Below are 25,545 nucleotides of genomic sequence, written 5' to 3' on the forward strand. Positions count from 1 at the left end.
AAAAAAATCCCCATGGTTAATCGTATAAGGAACTGTAATGACGATTATTAGTACTAAAAATCCAAAACAAAAGGCATGAAATTTATCAAAAAACTCCATAAAATTATCCTCCCCACCAAACAGACTTCCTACGCGTCATCCTTTAGCTCTAGTCTTTCCAAAACAAACCATTTGAGTAACCAAAATCCGACCACATAACCAGCCCCTAAGAAGATAGCCATTAAAGATAGCATGGGATTTAGGAAATAAAAGACCACCACAGATACAAAGGTTAGCACAAAAACATTAAAGGCAATGGTGTCAGAAGCCAAATCTAGAATATAGGGTGTCAACCAGTCTAAGGTTTTTGAATCTAGGAAAAATAAGTGTTTGTACATGATGACCTCCTCTATGGCTGAAAAGCAAGCCTTTTGGTTTTTTACCCCAAGACCCTATGTAGAAAAGTGAGTAAAAATGGTAAGTTTGCGATGATATTATTAACAATATGAATCGTATAAGAAGGATAGATAGTCTTAGTATAGCGTGTCAAACCACCAAATATACATCCAACTGCTGTATAAACCAGGATGTCTAGTAGACTAGGAAAACTTGAAAAATGAGGTAAGGCGAACAAAACTGACGGAAATAGAATATCCAGTCCCCATCTTGAATTCTTAAAGAAGGCATGTTGAAGCAGTCCCCTACATACCAATTCTTCCATCAGAGGTCCTAGTACGATTAAGGTTAGGTAAACTCCGAACTCTGCAAAATTGGTCTCACTATAGGCAATAAACAAATTCCAACCTTCGTTTGTCCCCTGAACATGTTTAGCTGTCAGATAGTTAAAGCTTATAAGAACGACAGCTGCTAACATCGTCAGAACAGAATAACTCAACCACTTTTTCCTAGGGATACGAAAGAGATAAGCATGGCCCGACCTGATTAAAATCCAAACCATCAGGCCTATAAAGAGAAGACTGATGATGTTTCGAATCCAGATGACATTTCCTACCCAAGACGAGAACTCCCAATAATTTCTCCAAAATTGGGTTGTCCAAGACAACCCGAAAAACAAAAATAAATAAGAAAGGATTGCACTCGTTTTGAAAAAAATAGAATATTTTTTCATAGAAACTCCCTCATAGCTTTGCTATCGTAGCTGCCATCAATTATCATTTAATCCTCCATCATTCAGTCTCGGTAGCTATCACCATGACTTTGATAAGCCAACACATCTACCCTTGTGTACTTTTGTTGCTGTTAAAAACTTTATATTTTTCATCATCTAGGTAGTTAATTCTTTTCAAAATGATAGACCATCATCCTTTTTCTACCTAATCATTTTATAAAACTTGATAGTCTCGATGAAAAGCCTTGGCAGATACTACTCTATGATTTGTGAGGTCAAGATAATCTCCTGGATAGCCAAGGACATACATACTATAACCAGCAAAACCTCCTCCTGCCGTTCCGACTAGGCCAATTTTGAGATTGGTTGCAAGAGAAGACTGAAGTCCTGCCATTAAAATTCGGACATGATTGTCTAGCCATACTATGTAGTTCTTTTGAAAGGCGTCTTCTACCCAACTTGGTTTCGGTGTATCTTTACCAATTTCCCAAACTTCTACTATTTGATTTTTATATTTTGCTTGCATCTTTTTAATCTTTCTTTCAGAACTCTCACAGGGTTTTTATGTTCTTCTTGCCTGGTCTAGGTGTTACTAGACTATAGATCGTAACAGGGGTACTTACAAGTACAAGAACATTTCTCCAGAGTTCTGTTGAAATCATGAGTACTCTTATACAAAGAACAAGAGATAGCAATATTATTACAACTCGAGCAAATAAATCTAACAATTCGACATACTTTTTCATTTGATTCCTCCATCTATTGATTTCACATCTACCAGATCAGTTCCCTAGTCACTATGACGCTAACTGACCATCCTCTACATTCCTTTGTAAATTTAACCACTGTCAACTACTAGAAGAATGATAAACAATTGTAACAGATATGGACTAAGATAGGCACCGATAGATTTTGACTCTTCTTATAAGCAAAGCCCAGCATCAAACCTCCAAATAGATAATAGAAAAACGAAGGAAAATCATAAGGTGCATGCAGGAAAGAGAAGAGAGAGGCAGTCAATACAAGTCCCAACCAAGAATTTTCAAAAACCGCACCTTGAAGGATACCTCTGAAAACAAATTCCTCCAGAATAGGCCCAAAAACTGTCACGCTTGCAATAAAGGATAAGGAAATTCCTGTACTAGTAGCCTCAAGGTGTTGATATCCAGCACCAGAAGAGACTGTAAAAAAACTATAATAACCTATATTTACTAGCACACAAATAAGAAAGCTTCCAATAAAAAGTAGAATTTCTTTCTTCGTTAACCTTCTTAGCGAAACCATATCAAACCATTTCGCATAGGCAATACTCAGTGAAATCCAGAAAGTCTTTGCTATAATAAATAGGTATTCGTTTTGAAAAAAATCTCCTTGATTGATGGTATAACCTACTGTAGTAACTATTATAAAGGCTAAAAATCCAACAAACACAGCATGACATTTATTAAAAATAGCCATAAACACAACCTCTCTCCTTTAAAAGTCGATCAAAATAAGGATGCAAGAATTTTGCATTTTACAGATGATCCTTAGCAGATATTAATTTGAAACTATTCATTCTATTTAGATGATCCATTATAGACCTATAAAACTTCTATGTTCAAGATTCAAAGTGGCTTTTTCTCCATTTTTTTATTGAACTGAACGAAGATATAAACCGAAGCAAAGTATGCTAGCGCATCCATTACATAATACCACTCATTTCCTCTAAGCAGATAAAGACAAGTTTGCATGATTACATACAAGATGACAATCGTAATTATTTTTTTCGCCATAAGAATCACTCCTTTATTTCAGTTTAGCATTGGTATCCTTGTAACTTTTACACACTCAGTATAGCACTGCTTTTTTAGGTTTTGCATCCAAATCTTAAACGGTCGTCAAAAACTCTTAAATTACAAGAATTTCTCTTAAAAAAGACCAGCAGTCTGAAAACACTGCCTGTAAGTTCTTTTGTGAGCTTACTTTTTATAATACTTCAAGCCCCAAATGAGCAGCAGCATGATGATTAAGCAGAGAACAGAAGCAATATAACCAATCAGTTGTTGATAGGATTCTGCCGCCGTCATACCTCTATACAAACCGATAATAGACATAAAACCTGTCAATCCGATGAACATGAGTTGATTGGTTCTAGGATTGACCAACTCATCATCTTCAAACTTTCTCACTCTCATTTCTCTAGTGAGGTAAACAATCACCAAAATAGAAGACAAGTTGATAATCACTAGAAGCAATTGGAAAACCAAGGAAAAATGTAAAAACTGACGAGATAGAAATAAATAAGTAGAGATCAGTACAGGTAACTGCCCTAGGAACAATCTCGCAAGGAAGATGTTCCGTTTTTTAGCAAGAATAGTTTTCATTTCTTTACTCCTTTCTTTTTCATTAAAGCAAAATAGATTATAACTGCAATCAGATAGGCTATGGTATAAAATAAATGATACCAATTACTCTCCCCAAGCGGAGACATGATTAGATACAAGATGAAAATGACAAGTATTTTTTTCTTCATAAGACTTCCCCCTAAATATTTGTTGAGCAAAAACCTTTACACTGCCAGTATAGCACTCCTTTTGACCTTAATTTACCCAAATCATGAATGGTCATCGAAACCTCCTAAATTGTAGAAAAAAAGCAAGCACGAAAAATATGCTTGCCCTAATAAACCATAACCAATCAAAATGCTCTCATCCTTACTTCCCTTTTTTCTGATACATTCTCATGATAGCTAGGACGATAAAGGCTACCCAGCTTGCTAAAACTAGAAGGGTGACGCCTGTATGTAAGATTTCAGGTGTCCTCTCTATTCGGCTGATGAGACGGACTAAGGATATCACTGCCATCTGAATGAGGATCAAGGATTCTGCCCTAACCAATGATGTCTGCTGATTTTCAACTGCATGTAAAAAGGCTGGTAGCAAGACACAGGTTGAAACAATTATAATCAGATTAGCTCCTGTACCTTCTCCTTCGTTGACTAGAGAAAACATGAGAAGATTGGATAGGATGATCAGTACAGAACAAGCTATAAAATAAAATTTCTGGTTCATTTGTTTTTCCTCGAATATTATAAAAAGTCAGGTTGGATAAGGATAAATCGTTGCAGTGTTTTTCAACCTAAAATGCCACGGTTCTCTTGTTCACACATTCTCTAATCAGAACTTGACAGCAAATGAACCGCCAAAACCTGACGAAAGACTTGATCTTGACAGGTGGTATTGAGACTGGCATTGGGATAACTTTCCACAATCTTCATGACGGTATAGAGACCAACACCTCGGTCCTCCCCTTTAGAACTAACTCCAAAAGAGAAGATTTCAGAAACATCTATACCCTCTTCTTTGATGGAGTTTTCAATGATAAAGGTCTCCTGTGCGCCATTTTTTATAAAGGCGATTGAGACATGAGGTTGACTAGCCTCTGCACTAGCTTCAATGGCATTGTCACAAAGGATAGACACAATAGTCAGAAAATCAAGCAGACTCATACTCTCGACTTGAATCTCCTCAGGAACTTCGACATTAAAGACAATTTCCTTTTCTCTAGCTTTTAGAAATTTGCCTGCTAGGAGACTTTTAAGGGCACGGTCACGAATATTCACCAATCTGCCAAGGTCATATTTATTGTCCTGCAATTTTTGGCTAGAGTCCTTTAAGACGGAGTCGTAGACCTCTTTTATCTGCTCCATATCCTCCTCTTCAATGCCCAGACGTAAGCTGGTCAAGAGGTTGGTATAATCATGACGAAAGCTCCGTACTTCCTTGTAAAGCTCCTCTATATGCCGACTATACCGCTCCATATCTCTGTAACGCAAGTCCTGCTCTTGGTTCAGTCTCTCATGGAGTTTGTCCTTCAAATAGGTATCCAATTTCTTGATAACCCCCATAAAAAAGAGCAAGTAAAACACTAGGATGAGATGGCGCACAGTCTTTGATTGAATACCTTGTTCATATTCAAAGTAAGACAGAGTTTGTATCACCAAATAGTAGGCTCCCATTATCCAGTTAATCTTAGTCAGGGACTTTTGAAAACCTTTATCGAAAATATCTTTTTTCAAGTTAGTGAAATCATAGTCCAACCATTTCAAAAAGACTAGGGAAATGAAGAAATTGAAAATTATTATACATAACCAAGCAAATGAGTAATTGTCATCTATTTGCCCTTGGTCTAAAAACGGAAGCACAAAATAAGAAATACCTCTATGAAAGAGATTCACTAATATCATTGGGAAGAGACCATAAAAGAGGAGGAGTTTTTTAGGAAGTCCTCTTAAAAATAAGAAAGATAAGCCTATGCCGTACAAGGGTTCCATAAAATAAAATAGGTAACTATCTCCTACCATATAATCAATCATTAAAAAAACAAAGGCCAACAGTATCTTAAAAAGAAAGGCCTTAAAAATCCTCTCAAAAGTGATACCAATTCCATCCACCTTAAAGAAAATGACAATTTCTAGCCCATGAGTAACAAGTGTATACAACAATATCCAAGCAATATTCATAAACTCTCCTAGCTCAATGTAAGTTATTAATAGCCTCAGACACCTCCCTGACCTTATAACGTGCGATCAGACAGCTTCCGCCATTGGGAAAGAAAAGGAGTTTTTCTTTCTTATCCAAACGAACTACATTAGTTGGATTGACTAGAAAAGAGCGATGGCACTGCAAGAGACGAGGCTCCTGCTTGAGAACCTCCTCTAAACTCGCCGTAAATTCTAACCTGTCTGTCTTGGTATAGAGAATAACACGATGGGGTCTTGGGGACGTTTCGAGATAGTAGACCTCTTTAAAAGGATACTGAAATTGGGCAAATTTTGATTTAAAGTAAAAGCAATCTTCTGCTAGACTTTTACTGTCTTGACTATTGGCATAGAGGAGGACTGTCTCGATCTGAGATTCAAACTCCTCTGCCGATAAGGCCTTATCAATGTAGTCCAAAGCTGACACTTGGTAGCGAAAGGACAGGGGCATAAACTCCGAGTGAGTTGTCACAAAGACGATCAGGGCATAGGGGTCCCGATCCCGAATCTTTCTAGCTACTTCTAGTCCCTTCATCTCTTCATTTCGAATCTCAATGTCCAAAAAGAAAAGCTGATGCGCCCCCTTCTCATGCACCTCTGCCAGCAATTGGTCTGGCTTTCCAAAGACCTCAAAAGAACTGGGAATGATACTCTGTTTTTTCAAAAGTTTTTCAATCGTCGTTTCAATTCTTGCTTGTTGGGAAAAATCATCTTCTAAAACAAATATTCTCATCTTCTTACTCTCCTTGTCTCAACCATTTTTGGCGAATTTCTCTATAACGACGTCTGGAATACTGAACAGCATATCGATCTTCTTCTCCAAGAAAAAGAATCTTCGATTGGAGTTCCATGGATTTTACTCGTTCAAGGTTGACCAGACAATTTCGATGACCTCTCGTTAAAGTTTCCCCATATTGTTTTTCAAGCTTGCTTAAATTTTGAAACAGATCAAAGCTAGCGTCTTCTATAACAATCTGCACGGTATGGGCTTTCCTTGGATGCGTTTGGATATAGTAGATATCCTTTATGTTTAATTTGAAAATTTCTTTCTCTTTTTGAACGATGATATAGTTCATGGATAAAATCTCCTGAAGAGAGGATACCATAAGTCTAGAAACTATTTTTCACCAAATCCTAAACGGTTCTTAAAAATTCCTAAAGAGTCGAAGTTTTTTTGAAATAACTATGATAACCTTACAACTATTTTATCATAAAATTTCGCTATTACCATTCAGGAAATTTCAATGACAATTAAAGATTTGAAAGTAAAAAAAGAGTAAAAAGTGATAGGCTATGATTAGAAAGACAAAGGCTTAAAATAACTTTAAAACCATCACAAAGGAGGAATTCTCATGACGGATACAAATCCAATCAAAAGAGCTCAGACACTGATAACTGAGTTAAACAAAGCTTACCAAGTCTGCAAACAAGCAACAGCTGACGATGTCCGCTTTCAGGAGCAACTGGACAATATCCTCTGCTTTCTCTCTAAAGCTGAGACAGTGGATAATCGATTCTTGATTGAGCTGGAAAAATTTTACCAAACTTCCAGTCTTCTCCTGGGCCTCAGTGCTCTCAATCCAGACGCTCCTACTCGCGCCGCTTGGAGAGCCTATGACCGCTTTCACTTTGACCAAGTCAAGACCAAGTTGAGTCTCTACGGACCAACCCTTATCTTGTAATAGTCTTCAAAAATCTCTTCAAACCATGTTAGACTCTTCTTGAGTAATCTGCGGCTAGTTTCTGGTTTACTCTTTGATGTTCATTGAGGTCACGTAAATAAAAATAAGTTGAGCCAACCTGAACTCAACTTATTTTTTCATCTAATCTTATAAGATTTAGTCCTGCATCTGACGTTTCACCTGATAAGGGAGATACAAGATTTGCAAGACCAGACCAGCTCCAAGGATGGCTAGGAGGGCTAGTTTTTCTTGGAGGGTAATCACACCAACTATCAGTTGAACCAATAAAACAAAACCAGTCAATCCTCGGACAACCGCCTGTAATCCCCTTTCCTTTTGCCCCTTGTCTAGCGGGAAAAGTTGAGTCAAATATTGGTAATCAAAGGCGTGATAGAGGGCCAATAACTGAAAGAGCAAGAGGTAGTTAAATAGAACCACTACTGCTGTCGCAATCCAAGACTGCTCGATAAAGATCAACGCCAGCAAAGATAGGAAGAGGAGGCGAAGACTGAGGGCAAAAAGATCTCCATTTCGCAGATAAGAACGAAGATAGAGGTTCTGCCAAATCTTGCTCGGCACCTTCTGAACTGCTTTTAGGATAACATCTAGATAAGCTCGTCTCTTGACGCTGTTTGAAATTCCCTTGACTTGGGTAAAGAGGGCAAAGAAACGAAGTAAAAACTGCTTGCGTTTACTTTCTTGGGCAATCACATAGTCCCAGTCCAGATGATTTGCACTAAAAAACTTGCCAGTCTTTTTCTGAAACAGGAAATATTTCCCGACTCCCAACAGAAGAACATAGGCCCCAAAAACTCCTAAGCCTAAGCCCATGGCTAAAAATAACGGAGCAAAAAAGAGCAAAAAGAGAGTCTGTACACTAACCCAAAAGATGAAGGAAACTAAACTTTGCTTCTGGATGTGTTCTCTCACTTCTTCTTCAGCTACTAAGAGAAAGAGCTTATCAGGCGCTTCCACATAGGTTGCTATTCCTCCCCAAAGCATGAGTAAAACAGAGATAATCCCAATTAAACCTAGGATCGGTAAATGATTTTCAGGAAAATGCTGGAGCAGTTGACTATACTGATAGGCTAGAAAACCTACTAAGACCAGTAAAAACAAGACAAAGTGATCATTGAGCACATAGCGAAGATAACCGACACACTCTTTACGAAAAGCCTGCTTTCGCTTTAGAAACAACTCTTTCATCGGTCCTCCTCTTTGGTCAAAGCCAAATAGATATCATTGAGACTTGCTTCTGGCATGGCAAAAGCTTGTCTCAGCTCTTCAAGATCCCCTTTAGCTCTCACTTGGCCTTTATGAAGAATGACAAAAGAGTCACACATTTTTTCAGCAGAGTCAAGAACGTGGGTACTCATGAGGATAGACTTCCCTTTTTTCTTTTCAAGATTCAAAAGCTGAATCAAGTCCGAAATCGCCAGAGGATCAAGACCAAGGAAAGGTTCATCGACGATAAAGAGACTCGGATCCACAACAAAGGCACAGATAATCATGACCTTCTGCTTCATCCCTTTTGAAAAATGAACAGGGAACCAATCCAACTTCTGATCCAAACGGAACATTTTTAAAAGAGGTTCTACACGTTCAAAAGCTAGGTTTTGCTCAATACCATAGGCCATGGCAACCGTCTCGATATGTTCTCTGAGAGTTAATTCTTCGTACAAACTAGGAGTTTCAGGAATGTAACCAATCTGTTGACGATATTCACGAGGATTGGCACCTAAGGTTAGTCCGTCGATGTTTATTTCTCCACTATAAGGTGTCAAAAGTCCAATAATTTCATTGATGGTCGTTGATTTTCCAGCACCATTGAGACCAATCAAACCGACCAACTGTCCACTCTCGACTGTAAAGGACACATCTTTCAAGACAGGAACATGAACATAGCCCCCAGTCAGGTTTTTAATTTCTAACATATTTTCTCCAAATCTGGTATAATGTAGCTATATTATATCAAAATTCAATACAGTAGAGGTAGATTTTATGTCAGATTCAGATTGCATTTTTTGTAAAATTATCGCAGGAGAGATTCCCGCATCAAAGGTTTACGAAGATGATCAAGTTCTTGCCTTCCTTGATATCTCACAAGTAACACCTGGTCACACCTTGGTCGTACCAAAAGAACACTACCGCAATCTTTTAGAAATGGATGCTGCAAGTGCTAGCCAACTGTTCGCCCAAGTACCAAAGGTTGCTCAAAAAGTCATGAAAGCTACCAAAGCTGAAGGTATGAATATCATCGCCAACTGCGAAGAAGTTGCTGGACAAACTGTTTTCCATACCCATGTCCACCTCGTTCCTCGTTATGGCGCAGATGATGACCTAAAAATTGACTTTGTCGCTCATGAACCAGACTTTGACAAACTTGCCCAAGTCGCTGAAACGATCAAAAACGCCTAAGGAGTCACTATGAAACTATCAAATTTACTACTTTTTGCAGGTTCTGCGGTCGGTTCATACCTCCTCGTTAAGAATCGCCAAGCTATCACTGAAGAGGTTCTAGATACAACTGATCGTGTTGAAGCCATTAAGGATGACTTAGATATCATCCAAGATAGCCTGCAAATTATCGACCAACAAAAAGAAATCATCAAGGAATATCAAAAAGATTTGACCTATAAGTTTAAAGTCTTGGAAAAAGACGTCCAAACGAGACTTGCTGTACTAAAAGAATTGCAGGAAACTGAAGAAAACTAAGGGAAACTCCAATTTTCCTTATTTCCCCTTTAAATCCATTTTGGGTTAGCAAATTCTAACAGACCAGGGAGGGCATGAAAATGAAACAGTTTTTTAAAGTTCTGACGCGTATCATCCTGATCATTTGTGGTGGTCTCTGCCTTCTTGCAGCCCTGGCATTTCTAATACTGACCAATCTGTTCAAGGCCTCACCGAGTGACATCAAAAAAGGAAATGAAGCCTTAAAACAAATCTTCATCTCCCTTGACCTGCCTCCTGAAAAAGTAGAATCAAATGGAAGCTATCAATTCGAGGGTGGAGGCTTAGATTTTTATGTGACTTTCTCTGATGATGTTGTCAATAGCCACCAAGTCCTAAAAGAAAGTCCAAACCTCACTAAAAACCGACTCAAAGTCTATGTCCTAAACACAGGAGATATTTCCTACTATTCAGTAGAGGACAACTTATTCAATCATGGTTTATTCCAATTTTTAGAGGGGGAGAGCAGGAAGTATTTCCAAGAAATCGGAAAAAAATCAAATCCTTCTTTCTTTATTCTCTCTTGGCAGGATTCGGAAAGCATGAAAAAGGGAATCGCATTCTATGAAAAAGCTTTGACCTTGGTGGGTATTCAGGATAATTCGGCAATTAAGCACATTGATACCGTCACCGTGAAACCTGGCAAGGAAGCGGAATTCAAGCAACTCATCCAGGAGATGGATGAGGCTGGCTTACTCACTCAAAAATATCAATAACAGACCAGTCGGAAAATGATTTCTCCCATGCTAAAATTCTAACGATTGCACGAAAAAGAGCCCGAAGGCTCTTTTTACTTTATGATTTATTCTCCTTCAAAGGCATCCTTAATATGGTCAAAGAAGCCTTTTTTCTTTGGATTTACTTTTAAATCACCTGCAGCTGCGAATTCTTTCAAGGCTGCTTTTTGGCGGTCATTCAAACCTGTTGGGGTAACAACATTGACTGTAACGTATTGGTCACCAAGGGCACCGCCACGAAGGCTCGGAGCTCCCTTACCACGTAGGCGGAATTTCTTACCAGTCTGAGTTCCCTCTGGAATGACTAATTCTACATCACCATGAACTGTAGGGATGTCTACTGTATCACCAAGTGCTGCTTGAACAAAATTGAGGTTCAAATTGTAGAAGATAGTAGTTCCTTCACGTTCAAATTTATCACTAGCTTCAACTGAAACTACTACATACAAGTCACCATAAGGGCCTCCATTAAATCCGGCTTCACCTTGACCAGCTAGGCGGATTTGTTGACCTGTTTCCACACCAGCAGGGATTTTTACGTGTACGCTATGGGCTTGTTTTTCATGACCAGTTCCATGACAGGTTGTACATGGATCTTTGATTTCTTGACCACGGCCATGACAGACATCACAGGTTACTTGGCGACGCATCATACCGAGTGGTGTTTGAGTATCAACATTGATCACACCTGAACCATGACAGCGTCCACAAGTGACTGGACTTGTTCCAGGTTTAGCACCAGACCCATTACAAGTACGACAGCTTGCTTCACGATTGTATTTGACTTCCTTTTCTGTACCAAAAATAGCTTCTTCAAAAGTCAAATGAACGCGATACTGGAGGTCGTCACCTTGACGAGGGGCATTTGGATTACGTGATGCACCGCCACCACCAAAGAAACTTGAGAAGATATCTTCAAATCCACCAAAGCCACCTGCTCCATCGAAGCCACCGAAACCGCCTGCACCACCAAAACCACCATTGGCACCAGCAGCACCGTATTGGTCATAGGCAGCACGTTTCTGTTCATCGCTCAAAGTTTCATAAGCTTCTTGAACTTCCTTGTACTTGTCTTCAGCTCCAGGATCCTTGTTGATATCTGGATGATATTTTTTAGATAATTTCCGATAGGCTTTCTTGATCTCATCTTGAGACGCATTCTTAGAAACACCCAAACGGTCATAAAATTCAGTATTGTTCATTTAAGATACCAAGACCGTAAAATTCGACTGAAAAATAGGAAATCTGACGCAGGAGCGATGCTCCTAGACAGATTTATCTTTTTTCCGAGAATTTAGGTCGGGTTCAATTCCTTTCTTTCATATTGAGTAAGAAACTTTAGAACTCGAGTTCAATTCCCCGAACGCTCTTTGTTCCTTTCTATTGATGTTGTGAATCAAACCACGAATTTAGGTCGGGTTCAATTCCTTTCTTTCATATTGAGTAAGAAACTTTAGAACTCGAGTTCAATTCCCCGAACGCTCTTTGTTCCTTTCTATAATTTTCATGTAATCTTTAGAGGCTGTTTTCTATACTCTGCTTCACTTGATCAAACTCTTGGTCCGATAGAGTAAATATCAAATCCTCTTCAGCGTACTCGTTCTGTTCTTTAAAATAGTTATCCGTATTCTCTGCCAACCCTAAACTTAGAATCACTTTTCTTGCAAACTCTTGGTGCGCAAAGCCTATAGCCGTAATGATTTGTTTATCTTGCACAACCAGTTTGGGTTGGAAATTCTCACGAGGAAGAAATTCAAAATAATCAAAGAAGTTTTGCCAAATTCCACCTGTAAATTTCGTGTCCTTAAACAGACCTGCTTTCGCCAATAAAAGAGGCGCTGAAGAAATGGCTGCAATGAGGATATCTTGATCACCAAGGTCCCTCAAAAACGAAATCAATTTCTCATCCTGTAGGGCAGGTCCTATGTTTACCATTCCTGGCAAAATGGCACAAGAATAATCTTCTAGATTTATTTGATCCAGTGTTTTGGTCGGTTGACAAGGTAAGCCATCCTCAGATATAACTATCGAATGTTCTGAAGCCACATAATCAATCGTGACGTCAAAAGACAGAGCTAAAGTACTTGTTAAAGCGGTTATCTCATAGAGAGAAAAATTAGGATAAATGATACAAAGTACTTTTTTCATTCGCAACATCCTCTATTTTACCGAAAAACAGAGGCTGGGTTGCAACCTCTGGATTTCTTCTTATTATTACGACGTTCAAAAACAAAGTCGATTATACTTTGTTTTTGAACTAGTAAGGCGTTTAGGCAAGTCGCCATAGCGATTGCCGTAGAATGACAATCACTTTAGTGATTAGTCATTCTTAACGAGTTAAGCTGAATTGAGTTTCGGATTAAAGGAATCCTAAAATCTCGGAACCTTTCTTTATTTCAGGAGGTTCCGCTAAAACAATCCACTGGATTGTTTTACTTTTCAGTAAACTCTCCGTCTACGACGTCATCGCCTGCGTTTCCTGTTGCTTGTGCGCCTTCTGCTCCTGCTTGAGCTTGTTGGGCTGCTGCGGCTTGTTCGTAGAGTTTAACGGCAAGTACTTGAGCTTTTTCGTTCAATGCTTCAAGTTTTGCTTTCATTTCGTCCAAGTTGTTGTCTTCTTGGGCTTTCTTAAGCTCATCAAGGGCAACTTGGGCAGCATCACGTTCTGCATCGAAGCCTTTACCTTCAGTTTCTTTGATTGTCTTTTCAGTCGCAAAGATTGCTTGGTCTACTTCGTTACGAAGGTCAACTTCTTCTTTACGTTTCTTATCTGCTTCAGCGTTAGCTTCTGCATCTTTCATCATGCGATCGATTTCTTCGTCTGTCAAACCTGAGTTAGATTGGATAACAATTGTTTGTTCTTTTTGAGTTCCAAGATCTTTGGCTTTAACAGATACGATACCGTTCTTATCGATATCAAATGTTACTTCGATTTGTGGAATACCACGAGGTGCAGCTGGGATATCTGTCAATTGGAAGCGTCCAAGAGTCTTGTTATCTGCTGCCATTGGGCGTTCACCTTGAAGAACGTGGATATCAACGGCTGGTTGGTTGTCTGCTGCAGTTGAGAAGACTTGTGATTTAGATGTTGGAATAGTAGTGTTGCGGTCGATGAGTTTTGTAAATACTCCACCCATTGTTTCGATACCAAGTGACAATGGTGTTACGTCAAGAAGGACAACGTCTTTAACATCACCAGTGATAACACCACCTTGGATCGCAGCACCCATGGCCACAACTTCATCAGGGTTTACTGATTTGTTTGGTTCTTTACCAGTTTCAGCTTTAACAGCCTCAACAACTGCTGGGATACGAGTTGAACCACCGACAAGGATCACTTCGTCGATTTCTGACAAGCTCAAACCTGCATCTGAAAGGGCTTGGCGAACTGGAACCTTTGTACGTTCTACGAGATCACGAGTCAAATCGTCGAATTTAGCACGAGTCAAAGTCATTTCCAAGTGAAGAGGTCCAGCCTCACCAGCAGTGATGAATGGCAAGCTGATTTGTGTTGAAGTCACACCAGAAAGGTCTTTCTTCGCTTTTTCAGCTGCATCTTTCAAACGTTGAAGCGCCATCTTGTCTGTTGACAAATCAATGCCGTTTTCTTTCTTGAATTCTGCTACCAAGTGGTCGATGATTTTTTGGTCAAAGTCGTCACCACCGAGTTTGTTATCCCCTGCAGTTGCCAATACATCAAAGACACCATCACCGAGTTCAAGGATAGATACGTCAAATGTACCACCACCAAGGTCGAATACCAAGATTTTTTCTTCTTTGTCAGTCTTGTCCAAACCATAAGCAAGAGCTGCTGCAGTTGGTTCGTTGACGATACGTTCTACTTCAAGACCAGCAATTTTACCAGCGTCTTTTGTTGCTTGACGTTGAGCATCGTTGAAGTAAGCTGGAACTGTGATAACTGCTTTAGTTACTTTTTCACCAAGGTATTCTTCAGCATAACCTTTCAAGTATTGAAGGATCATAGCTGAGATTTCTTGTGGTGTGTATTCTTTACCGTTAGCAGAAACTTTTTCAGAAGTACCCATCTTAGATTTGATAGAAATCACTGTATCTGGGTTTGTGACTGCTTGACGTTTTGCAGCGTCACCAACGATGATTTCACCGTTTTTGAATGACACTACAGATGGAGTTGTGCGGTTTCCTTCTGGGTTTGCGATGATTTTGCTTTCAGTTCCTTCAAGAACTGCTACTGCTGAGTTTGTTGTACCTAAGTCAATACCGATAATTTTAGACATGTGTTTTTCTCCTTGTTGATTTTTTCTTTTTGATACTCTTCTTAAGTGGCGACGCCGTCAGAGCTTGACTTCGTCAATCTCTTTGACTAAACTTTGAGCCTAAGGTCTCAAAGTTTGCGAAGATACCGCCACGGCGAAGAGTATCGCCTTTGGTTCGCTTCGCTCACTATTGGCAAAGCTGAACCATTGTTTATCTTTCTTTCATAGTTTAGTGTCGTTTCGGACAAGGTTTCAATGTATATAGGTTGCGACACGAGAAGTCGAAATCGATATTATTTCGACGACGAGTTAGTAAGGAGGCTAGGCAAACGCCATAGCGATTGCCGTTTTCTGACGAGTTGCTTTAGCTACCGTCAGAATTGCCTAGTTATAAACCACTACCATAGCCGGTCTTAGGATGCGGTCATGGAGTTTGTAGCCTTTTTGGAAGACTTGTGCGATGGTATCTGCTGGATGTTCGTCATCTGCTGGGACTGTTTGAATGGCCATATGGTAGTTATGGTCAAATTCTCCATCTGCTGGAATTTCTTCAATTCCTTCTTCTTTCAGAGCATGTACCAAACTTTCTTGGACCATTTCCAAGCCCTTCTTCACATCATCTGTCAAACCTTCGACGGCAAGGGCACGTTCAAGGTTATCCAGTGATGGCAAAATTGCTTTTGCCAAATCTTGGCTGCGGTAGCGTTGCAAGAGTTGACGTTCTTCATTGGCACGGCGCTGAATGTTTTGCATTTCTGCATGAGCTCGAAGGTATTTGTTTTCAAATTCTTCGGCACGTTCATTCGCCAAGTCCAATTCAGACTTCTCAGGAGTTGTTTCTTCAGCTGTTTCCACAACTTCCTCTTCTTTTACTTCTTCATTTTTAATATCTTGGGCCATTTTCGCCTCCTTTAATGATTTCAATCTTAATTCACTTCATAGTGATTACTGCTGAGATAGCGGTAAAAATCCGTCAACTTCATAGTCAAAACTCGATTAACTACATTGAGTTGATTGACCAATTGTTGATAATCCAGATTAACGGGACCTATAATCGCAAGGATTCCAAATCCACGATAGGGAATCAGGAACTTACTGCTAATCACTGCTAAGTCAGCTAAACAGGATTCTTGGCTATCCGCAACTCGGACACTTTGCATCTGGTCGCCAATCAGATTCTCTCGAATTTCCAAAGCTACCTTTTGTGGCTGATCAAAAAATTGATAGGCCGCTAAATTAGCGAAATTCAAAAGATTGACTTTGCCAGAAACCACGATATTTTCATTGAACATTTCTTTAAAGATATGTTCAACGAGGTCCATAACATTGTCCGTTGTTGTGAAGTAACGTTGGATAATTTGCGGAATCTCTGTCCGAATCTTGTAGTGAATATCCAAAACAGTCTGATCCAGGAAACGTTCTTGAATCATGGTCTTGAGGCGATTTAAATCCTCCTGCAAGAAATTTCTCGGAATCAAAAACTGACTGGTAACTGTTCTAGACTCATCAAGCGTAAAAACAGCAAGAGCTGTATGTTGTCCGAGGACAACAATATCAAAAGCTGTTAGCTTCTGCCTACTTGGTTCAACATCCAGTGCTACAACCGTACAACCACTCAAGTCTGTCAAGATTCTCGTTGCCTCTTGAAGAATATCCTCAAGCTTGAAGAATTCTTGATCAAAGGCTTTTACAATCTCATAAACTTGATTCTCGGCTAAACGGTCGAAGGATAAGGAGTGTTTGACATAGTATTGAAATCCAGCCACACTCGGCATCCGACCACTGGAAGTATGTGCCTTTTCAAGCAAACCTTGCTTTTCTAAAGCCGCCATGTCATTTCGAATGGTAGCACTACTAGAGTTGATAGACTCTTGCAAGGCTTTGGATCCAACAGGTTCGTGCGTTTTGGTAAAGATGTCAATAATCAGATTTAAAATACTCTGCTGACGTTCCGTAACCATCTCGTCACTCCTCTCTGATAGATCTTTTTTAGCACTCGACACTTCCAAGTGCTAACTTATGGTTCTATTATACACCCTTATAAAAGAATGTCAAGACAAAAACTCAAAAAATTAGCACTCTTTTACCAAGAGTGCTAAAAATCAGTCTGAGGACCTAGAAACTATTGTCAATCAACCAGATATTTCCGTTTAAGTCTATAAAAACTATAGATTAGATAAGTAATCATGAGAGCATATAGGGCAAAAATAAGGAAGAAAGACCGAGAGAGACTTTCGCGAAACAGACTCATACAAACAACTAAACCGCCAGAGATAGAAACTGTAGCTGTACGAAGTCCAGATTTCACACCATCCCATCTAAGACGATTGTTCATAAAAATTTGTTCGTTTGGAACTAAATCACACTTTGCTTTTCGAAAAATAGAATAAGAACAATTTTCCACAAATTCCCATCCTCTATCCTTAATACTTTGTAAATCTACCTCATTTTTTCTAAGGTAGCTAGTATTCCACACAAGGTAAATTACATCATCTGGTCGGCATTGTTCAAAATAGAAAAAGCCAAAACGATTCGATTTAAATTTCCAACCTTTCAAATGCATCTCATGCAAATAATCTTCTACCTTATCCAAATCAAAAATGGTAAACATTCGAAATTGTACTTTGCTATTCATTGTCTAACCTCCAAAATGGTTCTATTTATCAGATAATTCTTTCCACTTTTGAAACAATCTCCAAAAAACATATGAAATCTGAATCGCAAAAACTATCAATAGAGTACAATCTATGATAACAATCAAAAACATTTCCCAACTGAAATGACTACCTCCACTGACAAACTTTGATAAAATCGGTAGTAGAGCTAAAAAGAGAAGCAAAATAGGAAGCATCCGCATTGTTAAAATCTTCTTGACCATTGCTAACTTCCCGGCCGCGTCATTATAAATTTCAAACTCGGCATCCGACTCAACTCCAGAATAAAGCTTTCTAAAATAGGAAAACCCATTAAAGTTTGTAATATGCTCCCAGCCAAAATCTTTAAACAGTTGTAAATAGGAAGCTCTCTCTGACTTTTTCATAGGATAAAAGTCCAACTGATAAACCACCTGCTCCGGTTGGCACTCTTCAAAAGTATACTTAACCGCAACCACTAAGTTAGAGTAACTTACTTCCTTAAGTTTCCAGCCTTGAGCATGCATTTCTCTGAGATAGAGAGCCTCTCGATCATAATCCGCAATGGTAGCAATTCGATAAACAACTTTCTTTTCCATCAAAGCTCCTCCCGACTATTTCTGTAGAGTCGTTCAATACGTTTGACTTCAATTTCTAAAACTTTCTGACCCAAGTCAGTTATCTGATAAATCTTTCGTTTTTCCTCTTCTCTAACAAAGGAAATCAAACCATCTTTTTCCATCTTTGACAGGGTTCCATACATGGTCCCAGGACTAATGGAAACCTGCGAATCTGTCATCTCTTTAACCTTTTGAGTAATACCATAGCCATGGTTCTCCTTTTGCAGACAGAACAGAATATAAAAACCCGTTTCAGTCATGGGAAGGTAGACACGCCTAATCTTATCTGTTAATTCCATTTAATCAGACCTCCTATTTAGTTCGATATATCGCATCTCGTTATATAAAATATATCACATCTCGATATAAATTGCAAGAAAAAAAAGATCGTCCTCACGGACAATCTTTCTGATTTATCATTAGTATAGATCTAGGTAGTTATCAATTTCCCATTGTGAAACGAAGGTTGCATAGCTTGCCCATTCAATTCGTTTGGCTTCAAGGAAGCTAGTGTAGATGTGTTCACCTAGAGCTGCTTTAACCACTTCGTCTTCTGTCATGGCCTTCAAAGCGTTGTGAAGAGTTGATGGAAGGTCTGTGATTCCAGCCTCTTTACGCTCTTCTGCAGTCATGATATAGATGTTTTCTTCAATTGGCGCTGGTGCTTCGATTTTGTTTTCAATACCGTGCAAACCAACTTCCAAAAGCACAGCCATAGCGATATATGGATTTGCCATTGGGTCTACTGAGCGCAACTCCAAACGTGTTCCCATTCCATGAGTAGCAGGAACGCGCACCAACGGTGAACGGTTACGACCAGCCCAAGCGATGTAAACAGGTGCTTCATACCCTGGAACCAAACGTTTGTATGAATTTACTGTTGGGTTCATGATAGCTGTGTAATTGTAAGCGTGCTTGATCAAACCACCAAGGAAGTGATAAGCTGTTTCTGACAATTGCATTCCTTTTGGATCATTTGGATCAAAGAAGGCGTTGTTTCCTTCCGCGTCAAACAAGGACATATTGCAGTGCATCCCTGAGCCAGCGATACCAAATTTAGGTTTAGCCATAAAGGTTGCATACAAACCATGTTTACGAGCAATGGTTTTTACAACAAGTTTAAAGATTTGAATCTTATCACAAGCACGAAGAACTTCATCATATTTAAAGTCAATCTCATGTTGACCTACGGCAACTTCGTGGTGACTGGCTTCTACTTCAAATCCCATTTTAGTCAAGACATTTACAATCTCACGACGAGTGTTATCAGCAAGGTCTGTAGGCGCCAAATCAAAGTAACCACCCTTATCATTCACTTCAAGAGTTGGGTCTCCATTTTCATCAAGCTTAAATAGGAAGAATTCTGGCTCTGGTCCAAGGTTGAAAGATTTGAATCCAACTTCTTCCATATGACGAAGGGCACGTTTAAGATTTCCACGAGGGTCTCCTGCAAATGGTTCCCCTTCTGTTGTATAGACATCACAAATCAATCCTGCGACACTACCGTTCTCATCTCCCCATGGGAAGACTGTCCAAGAGTCCAAATCTGGATATAGATACATGTCTGATTCATTGATACGGACAAATCCTTCAATAGAAGACCCATCAAACATAGCCTTATTTGACAAGACCTTGTCTAGTTGTTCATCTGTAGCAGGAATTTCGACGTTTTTCATTGTTCCCAAAATATCTGAAAACATGAGACGAATAAAGGTTACATTTTTTTCCTTAACTTCACGACGAATATCTGCAGCTGTGATTGGCATGTTTTTTCTCCTTATATTTGACGACTAGCGGTTGCCTAACCGCGACCAAAAGGTGATTGTTGAGAAGCAAAGCGACTTTGCTGGAGAACTTCATTCCGAAGTGCTCGACGTACTTCAGTTTGACTCACTGGTTTTTTAGACTTCGCCTCACGTTCAGCATATTTTTTCTTAATGGCAGCAATGTTCAGACCTTCAGAGATATAATCTTTAATCTCAAGCAATCGATCCATATCATTCAAAGAATACATCCGGCGATTACCTTCGTTGCGATCAGGTTTAATCAATTCCTGGTCTTCATAGTAACGAATTTGGCGCGCCGAAAGATCGGTCAGTTTCATAACACTACCAATAGGAAAAACTGCCATATTGCGACGAAATTCTTTTTCCTTCATGTACACTTCCTTCTTTCTGTCTATTATAGTCTAAAAAAATTCAATCGTCAATCAATAATGTTATATCTTGTGACATTATTTTGTTTTTTTCAGTAAAATGCTCCGTAAACGATCAATATCGTAATTTACAAGAATTGCTACAAAAACACCCATAAAGGTTTCAAAAACTCGGGCAAATACGTACAAAACTGTCTCACCATTTGGAATTGATAAGGTAATAATCAACATAGCCGCAACTCCACCGATAACACCTGCCTTATTGTTCATTGCAACATTTGTCATAATGGTTAACATGGTGCAAATCGGAACAACAAGAAGGGTTACCCAGAAGGCGCCATGAAAAAGATTATTTAAGAGAAAGAAAATCAGAGCATAAAAACCACCGATACTATTTCCGAGAATACGAGAAGTACCAAAATGAACACTCTTGTCAAAATCTTCTCTTAAACTAAAAACTGCAGTCAAGGCTCCAATCTGAAGTCCTTTCCAACCAAAAAAACCAAAAATCATGAGAACTAAAAAAACAGCGATCCCTGTCTTGAAAGTTCGCATTCCTAACTTAAACTTGGATTTGTCAAATCTATACTTTTTAAAATAACTCATCATTTCAACTTTCTATTTCCATTTTACCATAAATTTACCTATTTTTGAGAAGGGGATGCAATAAACTGATGGAAATAGAAAAGAGAAGGAACTTAATCCTTCTCTCTTATAATCAATATTCTATTTTTAGAACAAATACATGAAAGCTAAAGTCAAGAGACTAGCGAGTAAGCCCACTCCCCAGAAGAAGAAGTCGACCTTCCACTCACTCCAAGCTTGGCCTTTCCCAGAAAAGCCCCCCAACTCAAAATGGTGGTGAACTGGTGTCATACGGAAGATACGTTTTCCTCCAGTCAACTTAAAGTAGGTGACTTGCATCATAACAGATGTTGTTTCAAAAACATACACTAGACCAATCAAAAGCAGCGTCCATTCTTGGTGCAGTGCCATGGAAATAGCCGCTAACATCCCTCCAAGGGCTAGGCTACCTACATCTCCCATGAAAACTTTAGCAGGTTTATGGTTAAAGACAAAGAAGCCAAGAAGACCACCAATCATAGCTACAATCACTAGTAAGATATCGAGCTGATTTTGCACATAGGCAATCACTCCATAGGCAGATAGGCTAATCACCACAGAAATACTTGCCAAGCCATCGATTCCGTCAGTCAGGTTAACTGCATTTGAAAAACCGACCAACCAAAAGAGGGCAAAGAGAATATACAGAACACCTAAATGCAAGGGATAACCAAATACATTTAAGATATCTCCACCTCTTTCATAGAAGAAATAGAAGATCACTCCTCCGACCAACTGAAGCAAGAGCTTCTGTTTAGGATTAAGTCCTTCATTGATTTTGCGGAAAACCTTGAGGAAATCATCCAAGAAACCGACCAAACCATATAAGACCAGGATAAAGAGGATCATTCCGACATTATTGGTTAATTGATTAGTCACGAGAGCAAGGACCAGACTAACTAAAACTCCTGCTAGGAGAAAGACGAGTCCTCCCATTGTTGGTGTCCCAGCTTTTGCTTGGTGTTGTTTGACATCCTCATGCATCTGTTGACCGGTAATCTGTGCTTTATGGTAAAAACGGATAAAGGCTGGAATTCCTATGACTGTTAGAATAAAGGCAATCACTCCAGCAAAGATAGAAATAAGCATTCTAATCTCCTAATGTTATTTTTATTTTCTGTAAATCTTTTAAAGCTGTATTAGAACGAACACTTTGCTTTTTAACAGTTTCTCCTGTGCCTTCAAACTCAACTTCAAGATTCAACCATTTGGCAAAGGTTTCAACATTTTTCTTAGACCAGCCATATAAGTCAGGCATCTCTTCTACCTTGTCTGAAAGGAGTAAGATTTGCTCATTAGCGTCTAGATTTGTTCCTTCTGCCACTGAACTGTCCTTGATTTTTGTTCCTGAACCGATAACGATTGGTTGAACAAGATTGCGTCTCAGTTCCTCTGCCATATCTCCCGGACTATAGTCCTTGGTCGCTGGCATTGCATAACTAGTTGTTGTTGTAACTTGATCCAGATTTTTAGCTGTAGACTGAAGATTAAGAGATTCTTTCATAGCAGAAGCTCGTTCAAGAATAGGATTAGCAAATTCTCCAAACCAAGGTGTAGAAAAGTGTTCTGGCTGTTGAACTGTTACGTAAAGAATAAAGTCTGGATTTTCAGAAGGATGCATGGTTACTACAGAAAAGATATAATTGGTTTTCCCAACTAAATATCCTCCGTTTTGCTCATCGGCAATTTGAGCTGTTCCAGATTTGACAGAAACATTCTGACCAGGAACAGTAATTACTGGTTTATTATCATTACGATTATACATGGTCCCATAAATAGGGTCTGTACCAACCAAAATCATGTTTTCCCTAGTCAAACTAGCCGTTTCTTTAGAAACAGGATTACCCACAACTTCTTTTTGCGACTTCCGAACTGACTGATCATTTGGATCATAAAGGGCGCTAATAAACTTTGGTTCTAACATAACTCCGTCATTCGCAATGGCTGTAAAAGCACGTAGCATCTGGGTCTGCGTTACAGAAATCCCCTGACCAAATGCACTCATGGCAATATCGACAATATTATCTGCAGGCAATTGACCTGAATACTCATCAGTCAGACCAAAACGCGTCGGCACCCCAAACTTAAAGCGATTGAGATAATCCAACCAAGTAGCATCTCCCATTTTTTGTTCAAGTAGACTCATTCCAACATTACTGGAGAGAGCGAAACCTTGTAAGAAAGTCATCATCCTACCAGTAGTCAAACCAGCATTAACATCCCAATCTCGAATCGTCGCATCCGCTATTTTTAATTCACTGCTATTGAAAACTTCTCCTCCTGGGAAAGTGTTATTATCAATAGCAGCAGCGAGCGTCATAACCTTCATGGTTGACCCCGGCTCATAGTTACTTTGATAGAGGATATCACGCCAAACAAAGTCCTTAGTCAGCCCTTCCTTAGTATCAGCATCGAAGGTTGGTCTCTGCGTCGTTGCAAGAATTTCCCCTGTTTTAGCACTGACCAAGGTTGCTGTCATATACTTGCCTTTTAGTTTTTCTTGGAAGGCATCCATTTGACTTTCCATAAAGGACTGCAAAGGACTAGATAGGGTCGTATAGACGTCTTTCCCGTTTACGGTCTGTTGGGTGACTTGTTCTGTACCAGGAACAATATTACCTAGACGGTCTTTTTCGTATGTAATAATACCATCTGTCCCTGCCAATAAACTATTTAAGGAACTCTCGATACCAGATGTCCCAATTAAACTTTTCGTGCCATCTTCATTTTCATGTAACTGTGCTAAACCAATAAAGGATGATGCAAATTTCCCATTTGGATAACTTCTATTTGGACTAGTCGTAAAATTAATACCCTCAACCTTAGCAGATTCTAAGTCCTGTTTAATGGACATCATATTAGCATAGGTAATCCCATTCCCTTTAGCACCAAAAGAAACCTGTTTGAGATTTGGTTGAGAGAGTTGGTCTTTGACGTAGGATTCCTCCATATCCAAGTACTTATGGAAAATTTCGGCAACCTTATTGTACTGAGATTCTTCTACATATAGAACATCTCCATTAGCTGATTTATAGTCCTTATCAATGACAGCATAAACATTATAGGACGTTGCATCCTCAGCAATCGGCGTTCCATTACGATCATAAATGGTTCCCCTCTTAGCAGGAACTGTTAGAGTTGTTTGGTGAACTTTACTTGCTTCTTTGACCAGGTCAACGCCAAACTTCTTCCCCGTACCAATAATCACCGCAAAGTTAACCAAAAAAACAGCAAAGAGAAAGACGGCTAAGAGACTAAGGCTCTTCCCAACTCGTCTGCGGTTTTCAAGGGGAGATTTGCGATTCTTAATGGCAAAGTGTACTATTTTTTCTTTCCAGGTTTTCATATACTACTCCGCCGATCGGATATTTTCATTATTCAGTTGCAGTTCTTGCGAATCCGCAATTCCTGTCAGACGCTCTGAACGGATCAATTCATTGACTTCTTGCTTAGCATCATCCAGCTCTGTCTTCTTTTCTTCAATCTGAGCATTAACAGTCGTTAGTTCACTCTGGACTTGCAAGAGCTTAGTCTGCATATAAACAACACTGATGGCTAAGACAAGGGCTGTAATGGCGATCGAAAGGTAAAAAGCCTTCTCAACACGTGAAAATCTCTTGATACGAGCTTGTAGTAATTGGCTCGTCGTTTCTCTTTTTTCTACCATTTTATCCCCTTACTTGTGAATTTTTCGAGCTACTCGTAGCTTGGCTGAGTGGGAACGATTATTGGCCTCCAACTCCTCCTTGCTTGGTAAAATCGGTTTGCGAGAGACTAATTCCATCTTGGGCTTAAGATCATCTGGGATGAAAGGCAAGCCTTTTGGCACTTCCACTGTTGAAGCTTCCTTGAACAATTGCTTGGTCAAGCGATCTTCCAGCGAATGAAAGGTAATGACTGAGATTCTTCCATCCACTGCTAGTAATTCCATAGCTTGTTGGATGGACTCATCTGCAGCCCCAAGTTCATCATTGACCTCAATACGGATGGCTTGGAAAATTTGCTTGGCCGGATGACCTTTTTTCTTGAGTTCCTTGGCAGGCTTAGCAGACTTGATAATCTCTGCTAATTCCGTTGTGGTCTCAATCGGCTTCAACTCACGCGCCTGTTCAATCTTCCGAGCAATTTGCTTGGAGAACTTGTCTTCTCCATATTTGAAAAAGATTCGCACCAAGTCATGATAGTCATAATGATTGACAACCTCATAAGCGGTCAAACTAGCTTCCTGATTCATCCGCATATCCAATGGCGCATCCTTCTTATAAGAAAAACCTCGCTCACGTTGATCCAATTGCGGGCTCGAAACTCCCAAGTCATAACAAATACCATCAATCTCTTCTACACCTGCTTCCTGCAAACGTAGCTGCAAATGACGGAAGTTGTCCTTGATAAAGGTGACCATTCCTTTTTCGATATAAGGCGCCAGACGTTTTTGCGCATTATCAATGGCATTCTGGTCCTGGTCAAAGGCATAGAGATGCCCCTTTTCACTTAGT

31 protein-coding genes and 1 pseudogene are annotated in these 25,545 nt (G+C 39.4%); 4 read left to right on the plus strand and 28 right to left on the minus strand.

What is annotated here, in order from left to right; all coding sequences use genetic code 11:
* The 11 genes and pseudogenes from E7C97_RS07210 to E7C97_RS07260 form a co-directional block, all read right to left on the minus strand.
* A pseudogene (locus E7C97_RS07210) lies at positions 1-99 on the minus strand (CPBP family intramembrane glutamate endopeptidase); the annotation flags it as partial.
* Positions 100-128: 29 nt separating this feature from the next.
* A complete protein-coding gene (gene blpZ, locus E7C97_RS07215) occupies positions 129-377 on the minus strand; it encodes an immunity protein BlpZ (protein WP_316108624.1) in 249 nt (82 codons plus the stop codon).
* A gap of 41 nt (positions 378-418) precedes the next feature.
* Positions 419-1,108 (minus strand): CPBP family intramembrane glutamic endopeptidase, encoded by a 690-nt coding sequence (locus tag E7C97_RS07220; protein ID WP_316108626.1) that lies wholly within the window; start codon positions 1,106-1,108, stop codon positions 419-421.
* Positions 1,109-1,322: 214 nt separating this feature from the next.
* Positions 1,323-1,634 carry a hypothetical protein gene (locus E7C97_RS07225; protein WP_049508537.1) on the minus strand — a complete coding sequence of 104 codons (312 nt, stop codon included), beginning with the start codon at positions 1,632-1,634 and terminating at the stop codon, positions 1,323-1,325.
* A 329-nt stretch (positions 1,635-1,963) separates the two neighbouring features.
* Entirely contained in the window at positions 1,964-2,566 is a 603-nt protein-coding gene (locus tag E7C97_RS07230) for a type II CAAX endopeptidase family protein (RefSeq protein ID WP_316108627.1), read from the minus strand.
* Between the two features lie 149 nt (positions 2,567-2,715).
* Entirely contained in the window at positions 2,716-2,883 is a 168-nt protein-coding gene (locus tag E7C97_RS07235) for a hypothetical protein (RefSeq protein WP_316108629.1), read from the minus strand.
* Between the two features lie 186 nt (positions 2,884-3,069).
* The gene (locus tag E7C97_RS07240) at positions 3,070-3,474 is read right to left on the minus strand and encodes a hypothetical protein (protein ID WP_049508531.1); all 405 of its coding nucleotides are present in this window, start codon (positions 3,472-3,474) and stop codon (positions 3,070-3,072) included.
* A gap of 330 nt (positions 3,475-3,804) precedes the next feature.
* Positions 3,805-4,161 (minus strand): hypothetical protein, encoded by a 357-nt coding sequence (locus tag E7C97_RS07245; RefSeq protein WP_049527003.1) that lies wholly within the window; start codon positions 4,159-4,161, stop codon positions 3,805-3,807.
* 101 nt (positions 4,162-4,262) lie between these two features.
* On the minus strand, positions 4,263-5,612 hold the full coding sequence (locus tag E7C97_RS07250; RefSeq protein ID WP_049508526.1) for a sensor histidine kinase: 1,350 nt from the start codon (positions 5,610-5,612) through the stop codon (positions 4,263-4,265).
* Positions 5,613-5,625: 13 nt separating this feature from the next.
* Positions 5,626-6,363: a LytTR family DNA-binding domain-containing protein gene (locus E7C97_RS07255; RefSeq protein ID WP_049527002.1), complete on the minus strand. Its 738-nt coding sequence runs from the start codon at positions 6,361-6,363 to the stop codon at positions 5,626-5,628.
* A 4-nt stretch (positions 6,364-6,367) separates the two neighbouring features.
* On the minus strand, positions 6,368-6,706 hold the full coding sequence (locus E7C97_RS07260; RefSeq protein WP_316108631.1) for a LytTR family DNA-binding domain-containing protein: 339 nt from the start codon (positions 6,704-6,706) through the stop codon (positions 6,368-6,370).
* A 276-nt stretch (positions 6,707-6,982) separates the two neighbouring features.
* On the opposite strand from E7C97_RS07260, the gene E7C97_RS07265 reads away from it, so the two are divergent.
* On the plus strand, positions 6,983-7,312 hold the full coding sequence (locus E7C97_RS07265; protein ID WP_049508259.1) for a hypothetical protein: 330 nt from the start codon (positions 6,983-6,985) through the stop codon (positions 7,310-7,312).
* Positions 7,313-7,468: 156 nt separating this feature from the next.
* On the opposite strand, the gene E7C97_RS07270 is transcribed toward E7C97_RS07265, so the two are convergent.
* Both E7C97_RS07270 and E7C97_RS07275 read right to left on the minus strand, forming a co-directional pair.
* Positions 7,469-8,518, minus strand: a complete 1,050-nt coding sequence (locus tag E7C97_RS07270) for an ABC transporter permease (RefSeq protein WP_316108632.1) — start codon at positions 8,516-8,518, stop codon at positions 7,469-7,471.
* Positions 8,515-9,246, minus strand: a complete 732-nt coding sequence (locus E7C97_RS07275) for an ABC transporter ATP-binding protein (protein WP_316108633.1) — start codon at positions 9,244-9,246, stop codon at positions 8,515-8,517. Before E7C97_RS07275 ends, E7C97_RS07270 begins: the two co-directional genes overlap by 4 nt.
* A 67-nt stretch (positions 9,247-9,313) precedes the next feature.
* Here E7C97_RS07275 and E7C97_RS07280 point away from each other — a divergent pair, with 67 nt between their 5' ends.
* From E7C97_RS07280 to E7C97_RS07290, 3 genes are all read left to right on the plus strand, one after another.
* Entirely contained in the window at positions 9,314-9,730 is a 417-nt protein-coding gene (locus E7C97_RS07280) for an HIT family protein (RefSeq protein ID WP_316108635.1), read from the plus strand.
* A 9-nt stretch (positions 9,731-9,739) separates the two neighbouring features.
* Entirely contained in the window at positions 9,740-10,027 is a 288-nt protein-coding gene (locus E7C97_RS07285) for a hypothetical protein (RefSeq protein ID WP_316108637.1), read from the plus strand.
* 80 nt (positions 10,028-10,107) lie between these two features.
* Positions 10,108-10,761, plus strand: a complete 654-nt coding sequence (locus E7C97_RS07290; protein ID WP_316108651.1) for a hypothetical protein — start codon at positions 10,108-10,110, stop codon at positions 10,759-10,761.
* Between the two features lie 86 nt (positions 10,762-10,847).
* On the opposite strand, the gene dnaJ is transcribed toward E7C97_RS07290, so the two are convergent.
* The 15 genes from dnaJ to rsmH all read right to left on the minus strand — a co-directional run.
* Positions 10,848-11,984, minus strand: a complete 1,137-nt coding sequence (gene dnaJ / locus E7C97_RS07295) for a molecular chaperone DnaJ (RefSeq protein WP_045763638.1) — start codon at positions 11,982-11,984, stop codon at positions 10,848-10,850.
* 313 nt (positions 11,985-12,297) lie between these two features.
* Positions 12,298-12,930 carry a DJ-1/PfpI family protein gene (locus E7C97_RS07300; RefSeq protein ID WP_316108639.1) on the minus strand — a complete coding sequence of 211 codons (633 nt, stop codon included), beginning with the start codon at positions 12,928-12,930 and terminating at the stop codon, positions 12,298-12,300.
* Positions 12,931-13,214: 284 nt separating this feature from the next.
* Positions 13,215-15,038, minus strand: a complete 1,824-nt coding sequence (gene dnaK / locus E7C97_RS07305; protein ID WP_316108640.1) for a molecular chaperone DnaK — start codon at positions 15,036-15,038, stop codon at positions 13,215-13,217.
* Between the two features lie 363 nt (positions 15,039-15,401).
* Positions 15,402-15,917, minus strand: coding sequence for a nucleotide exchange factor GrpE (grpE, locus tag E7C97_RS07310; protein WP_045763635.1), 516 nt, complete (start codon positions 15,915-15,917; stop codon positions 15,402-15,404).
* A gap of 26 nt (positions 15,918-15,943) precedes the next feature.
* Entirely contained in the window at positions 15,944-16,978 is a 1,035-nt protein-coding gene (gene hrcA, locus E7C97_RS07315; RefSeq protein WP_316108642.1) for a heat-inducible transcriptional repressor HrcA, read from the minus strand.
* A gap of 167 nt (positions 16,979-17,145) precedes the next feature.
* Positions 17,146-17,652, minus strand: coding sequence for a DUF2812 domain-containing protein (locus E7C97_RS07320; RefSeq protein ID WP_316108644.1), 507 nt, complete (start codon positions 17,650-17,652; stop codon positions 17,146-17,148).
* A 21-nt stretch (positions 17,653-17,673) separates the two neighbouring features.
* Positions 17,674-18,249 (minus strand): DUF2812 domain-containing protein, encoded by a 576-nt coding sequence (locus tag E7C97_RS07325; protein WP_316108645.1) that lies wholly within the window; start codon positions 18,247-18,249, stop codon positions 17,674-17,676.
* Positions 18,249-18,569, minus strand: a complete 321-nt coding sequence (locus E7C97_RS07330; protein ID WP_070460245.1) for a PadR family transcriptional regulator — start codon at positions 18,567-18,569, stop codon at positions 18,249-18,251. The genes E7C97_RS07325 and E7C97_RS07330 overlap by 1 nt, the downstream gene beginning before the upstream one ends.
* A gap of 120 nt (positions 18,570-18,689) precedes the next feature.
* Positions 18,690-20,036 carry a type I glutamate--ammonia ligase gene (glnA, locus tag E7C97_RS07335; RefSeq protein ID WP_316108647.1) on the minus strand — a complete coding sequence of 449 codons (1,347 nt, stop codon included), beginning with the start codon at positions 20,034-20,036 and terminating at the stop codon, positions 18,690-18,692.
* A gap of 35 nt (positions 20,037-20,071) precedes the next feature.
* Entirely contained in the window at positions 20,072-20,428 is a 357-nt protein-coding gene (gene glnR, locus E7C97_RS07340) for a transcriptional repressor GlnR (RefSeq protein WP_000659543.1), read from the minus strand.
* Positions 20,429-20,503: 75 nt separating this feature from the next.
* Positions 20,504-21,031 carry an aromatic acid exporter family protein gene (locus E7C97_RS07345; RefSeq protein ID WP_025171302.1) on the minus strand — a complete coding sequence of 176 codons (528 nt, stop codon included), beginning with the start codon at positions 21,029-21,031 and terminating at the stop codon, positions 20,504-20,506.
* A 126-nt stretch (positions 21,032-21,157) separates the two neighbouring features.
* Positions 21,158-22,138, minus strand: coding sequence for a phospho-N-acetylmuramoyl-pentapeptide-transferase (gene mraY, locus E7C97_RS07350; RefSeq protein WP_000908759.1), 981 nt, complete (start codon positions 22,136-22,138; stop codon positions 21,158-21,160).
* Position 22,139: 1 nt separating this feature from the next.
* A complete protein-coding gene (gene pbp2X, locus E7C97_RS07355; RefSeq protein WP_075227635.1) occupies positions 22,140-24,395 on the minus strand; it encodes a penicillin-binding protein PBP2X in 2,256 nt (751 codons plus the stop codon).
* 3 nt (positions 24,396-24,398) lie between these two features.
* Entirely contained in the window at positions 24,399-24,716 is a 318-nt protein-coding gene (gene ftsL, locus E7C97_RS07360; RefSeq protein WP_000229661.1) for a cell division protein FtsL, read from the minus strand.
* A 9-nt stretch (positions 24,717-24,725) separates the two neighbouring features.
* The coding region (gene rsmH, locus E7C97_RS07365; RefSeq protein ID WP_316108650.1) for a 16S rRNA (cytosine(1402)-N(4))-methyltransferase RsmH at positions 24,726-25,545 on the minus strand (820 nt) is incomplete at its 5' end.

It is taken from the genome of Streptococcus sp. (assembly GCF_032481935.1).
GTDB lineage: Bacteria > Bacillota > Bacilli > Lactobacillales > Streptococcaceae > Streptococcus.

Bases quoted from the DNA above. Each gene is read 5' to 3' on its own strand.
- glnR (WP_000659543.1), bottom strand. From the start codon at position 20,428: ATGAAGGAAAAAGAATTTCGTCGCAATATGGCAGTTTTTCCTATTGGT.
- glnA (WP_316108647.1), bottom strand. From the start codon at position 20,036: ATGCCAATCACAGCTGCAGATATTCGTCGTGAAGTTAAGGAAAAAAAT.
- dnaK (WP_316108640.1), bottom strand. From the start codon at position 15,038: ATGTCTAAAATTATCGGTATTGACTTAGGTACAACAAACTCAGCAGTA.
- pbp2X (WP_075227635.1), bottom strand. From the start codon at position 24,395: ATGAAAACCTGGAAAGAAAAAATAGTACACTTTGCCATTAAGAATCGC.
- E7C97_RS07280 (WP_316108635.1), top strand. From the start codon at position 9,314: ATGTCAGATTCAGATTGCATTTTTTGTAAAATTATCGCAGGAGAGATT.
- E7C97_RS07270 (WP_316108632.1), bottom strand. From the start codon at position 8,518: ATGAAAGAGTTGTTTCTAAAGCGAAAGCAGGCTTTTCGTAAAGAGTGT.
- E7C97_RS07275 (WP_316108633.1), bottom strand. From the start codon at position 9,246: ATGTTAGAAATTAAAAACCTGACTGGGGGCTATGTTCATGTTCCTGTC.
- E7C97_RS07320 (WP_316108644.1), bottom strand. From the start codon at position 17,652: ATGAATAGCAAAGTACAATTTCGAATGTTTACCATTTTTGATTTGGAT.
- E7C97_RS07285 (WP_316108637.1), top strand. From the start codon at position 9,740: ATGAAACTATCAAATTTACTACTTTTTGCAGGTTCTGCGGTCGGTTCA.
- blpZ (WP_316108624.1), bottom strand. From the start codon at position 377: ATGTACAAACACTTATTTTTCCTAGATTCAAAAACCTTAGACTGGTTG.
- E7C97_RS07300 (WP_316108639.1), bottom strand. From the start codon at position 12,930: ATGAAAAAAGTACTTTGTATCATTTATCCTAATTTTTCTCTCTATGAG.
- E7C97_RS07250 (WP_049508526.1), bottom strand. From the start codon at position 5,612: ATGAATATTGCTTGGATATTGTTGTATACACTTGTTACTCATGGGCTA.
- E7C97_RS07325 (WP_316108645.1), bottom strand. From the start codon at position 18,249: ATGGAAAAGAAAGTTGTTTATCGAATTGCTACCATTGCGGATTATGAT.
- E7C97_RS07220 (WP_316108626.1), bottom strand. From the start codon at position 1,108: ATGAAAAAATATTCTATTTTTTTCAAAACGAGTGCAATCCTTTCTTAT.
- E7C97_RS07330 (WP_070460245.1), bottom strand. From the start codon at position 18,569: ATGGAATTAACAGATAAGATTAGGCGTGTCTACCTTCCCATGACTGAA.
- E7C97_RS07235 (WP_316108629.1), bottom strand. From the start codon at position 2,883: ATGGCGAAAAAAATAATTACGATTGTCATCTTGTATGTAATCATGCAA.
- E7C97_RS07245 (WP_049527003.1), bottom strand. From the start codon at position 4,161: ATGAACCAGAAATTTTATTTTATAGCTTGTTCTGTACTGATCATCCTA.
- mraY (WP_000908759.1), bottom strand. From the start codon at position 22,138: ATGCTTATTTCTATCTTTGCTGGAGTGATTGCCTTTATTCTAACAGTC.
- grpE (WP_045763635.1), bottom strand. From the start codon at position 15,917: ATGGCCCAAGATATTAAAAATGAAGAAGTAAAAGAAGAGGAAGTTGTG.
- E7C97_RS07230 (WP_316108627.1), bottom strand. From the start codon at position 2,566: ATGGCTATTTTTAATAAATGTCATGCTGTGTTTGTTGGATTTTTAGCC.
- E7C97_RS07240 (WP_049508531.1), bottom strand. From the start codon at position 3,474: ATGAAAACTATTCTTGCTAAAAAACGGAACATCTTCCTTGCGAGATTG.
- E7C97_RS07260 (WP_316108631.1), bottom strand. From the start codon at position 6,706: ATGAACTATATCATCGTTCAAAAAGAGAAAGAAATTTTCAAATTAAAC.
- E7C97_RS07265 (WP_049508259.1), top strand. From the start codon at position 6,983: ATGACGGATACAAATCCAATCAAAAGAGCTCAGACACTGATAACTGAG.
- hrcA (WP_316108642.1), bottom strand. From the start codon at position 16,978: ATGGTTACGGAACGTCAGCAGAGTATTTTAAATCTGATTATTGACATC.
- ftsL (WP_000229661.1), bottom strand. From the start codon at position 24,716: ATGGTAGAAAAAAGAGAAACGACGAGCCAATTACTACAAGCTCGTATC.
- E7C97_RS07290 (WP_316108651.1), top strand. From the start codon at position 10,108: ATGAAACAGTTTTTTAAAGTTCTGACGCGTATCATCCTGATCATTTGT.
- dnaJ (WP_045763638.1), bottom strand. From the start codon at position 11,984: ATGAACAATACTGAATTTTATGACCGTTTGGGTGTTTCTAAGAATGCG.
- E7C97_RS07225 (WP_049508537.1), bottom strand. From the start codon at position 1,634: ATGCAAGCAAAATATAAAAATCAAATAGTAGAAGTTTGGGAAATTGGT.
- E7C97_RS07345 (WP_025171302.1), bottom strand. From the start codon at position 21,031: ATGAGTTATTTTAAAAAGTATAGATTTGACAAATCCAAGTTTAAGTTA.
- E7C97_RS07255 (WP_049527002.1), bottom strand. From the start codon at position 6,363: ATGAGAATATTTGTTTTAGAAGATGATTTTTCCCAACAAGCAAGAATT.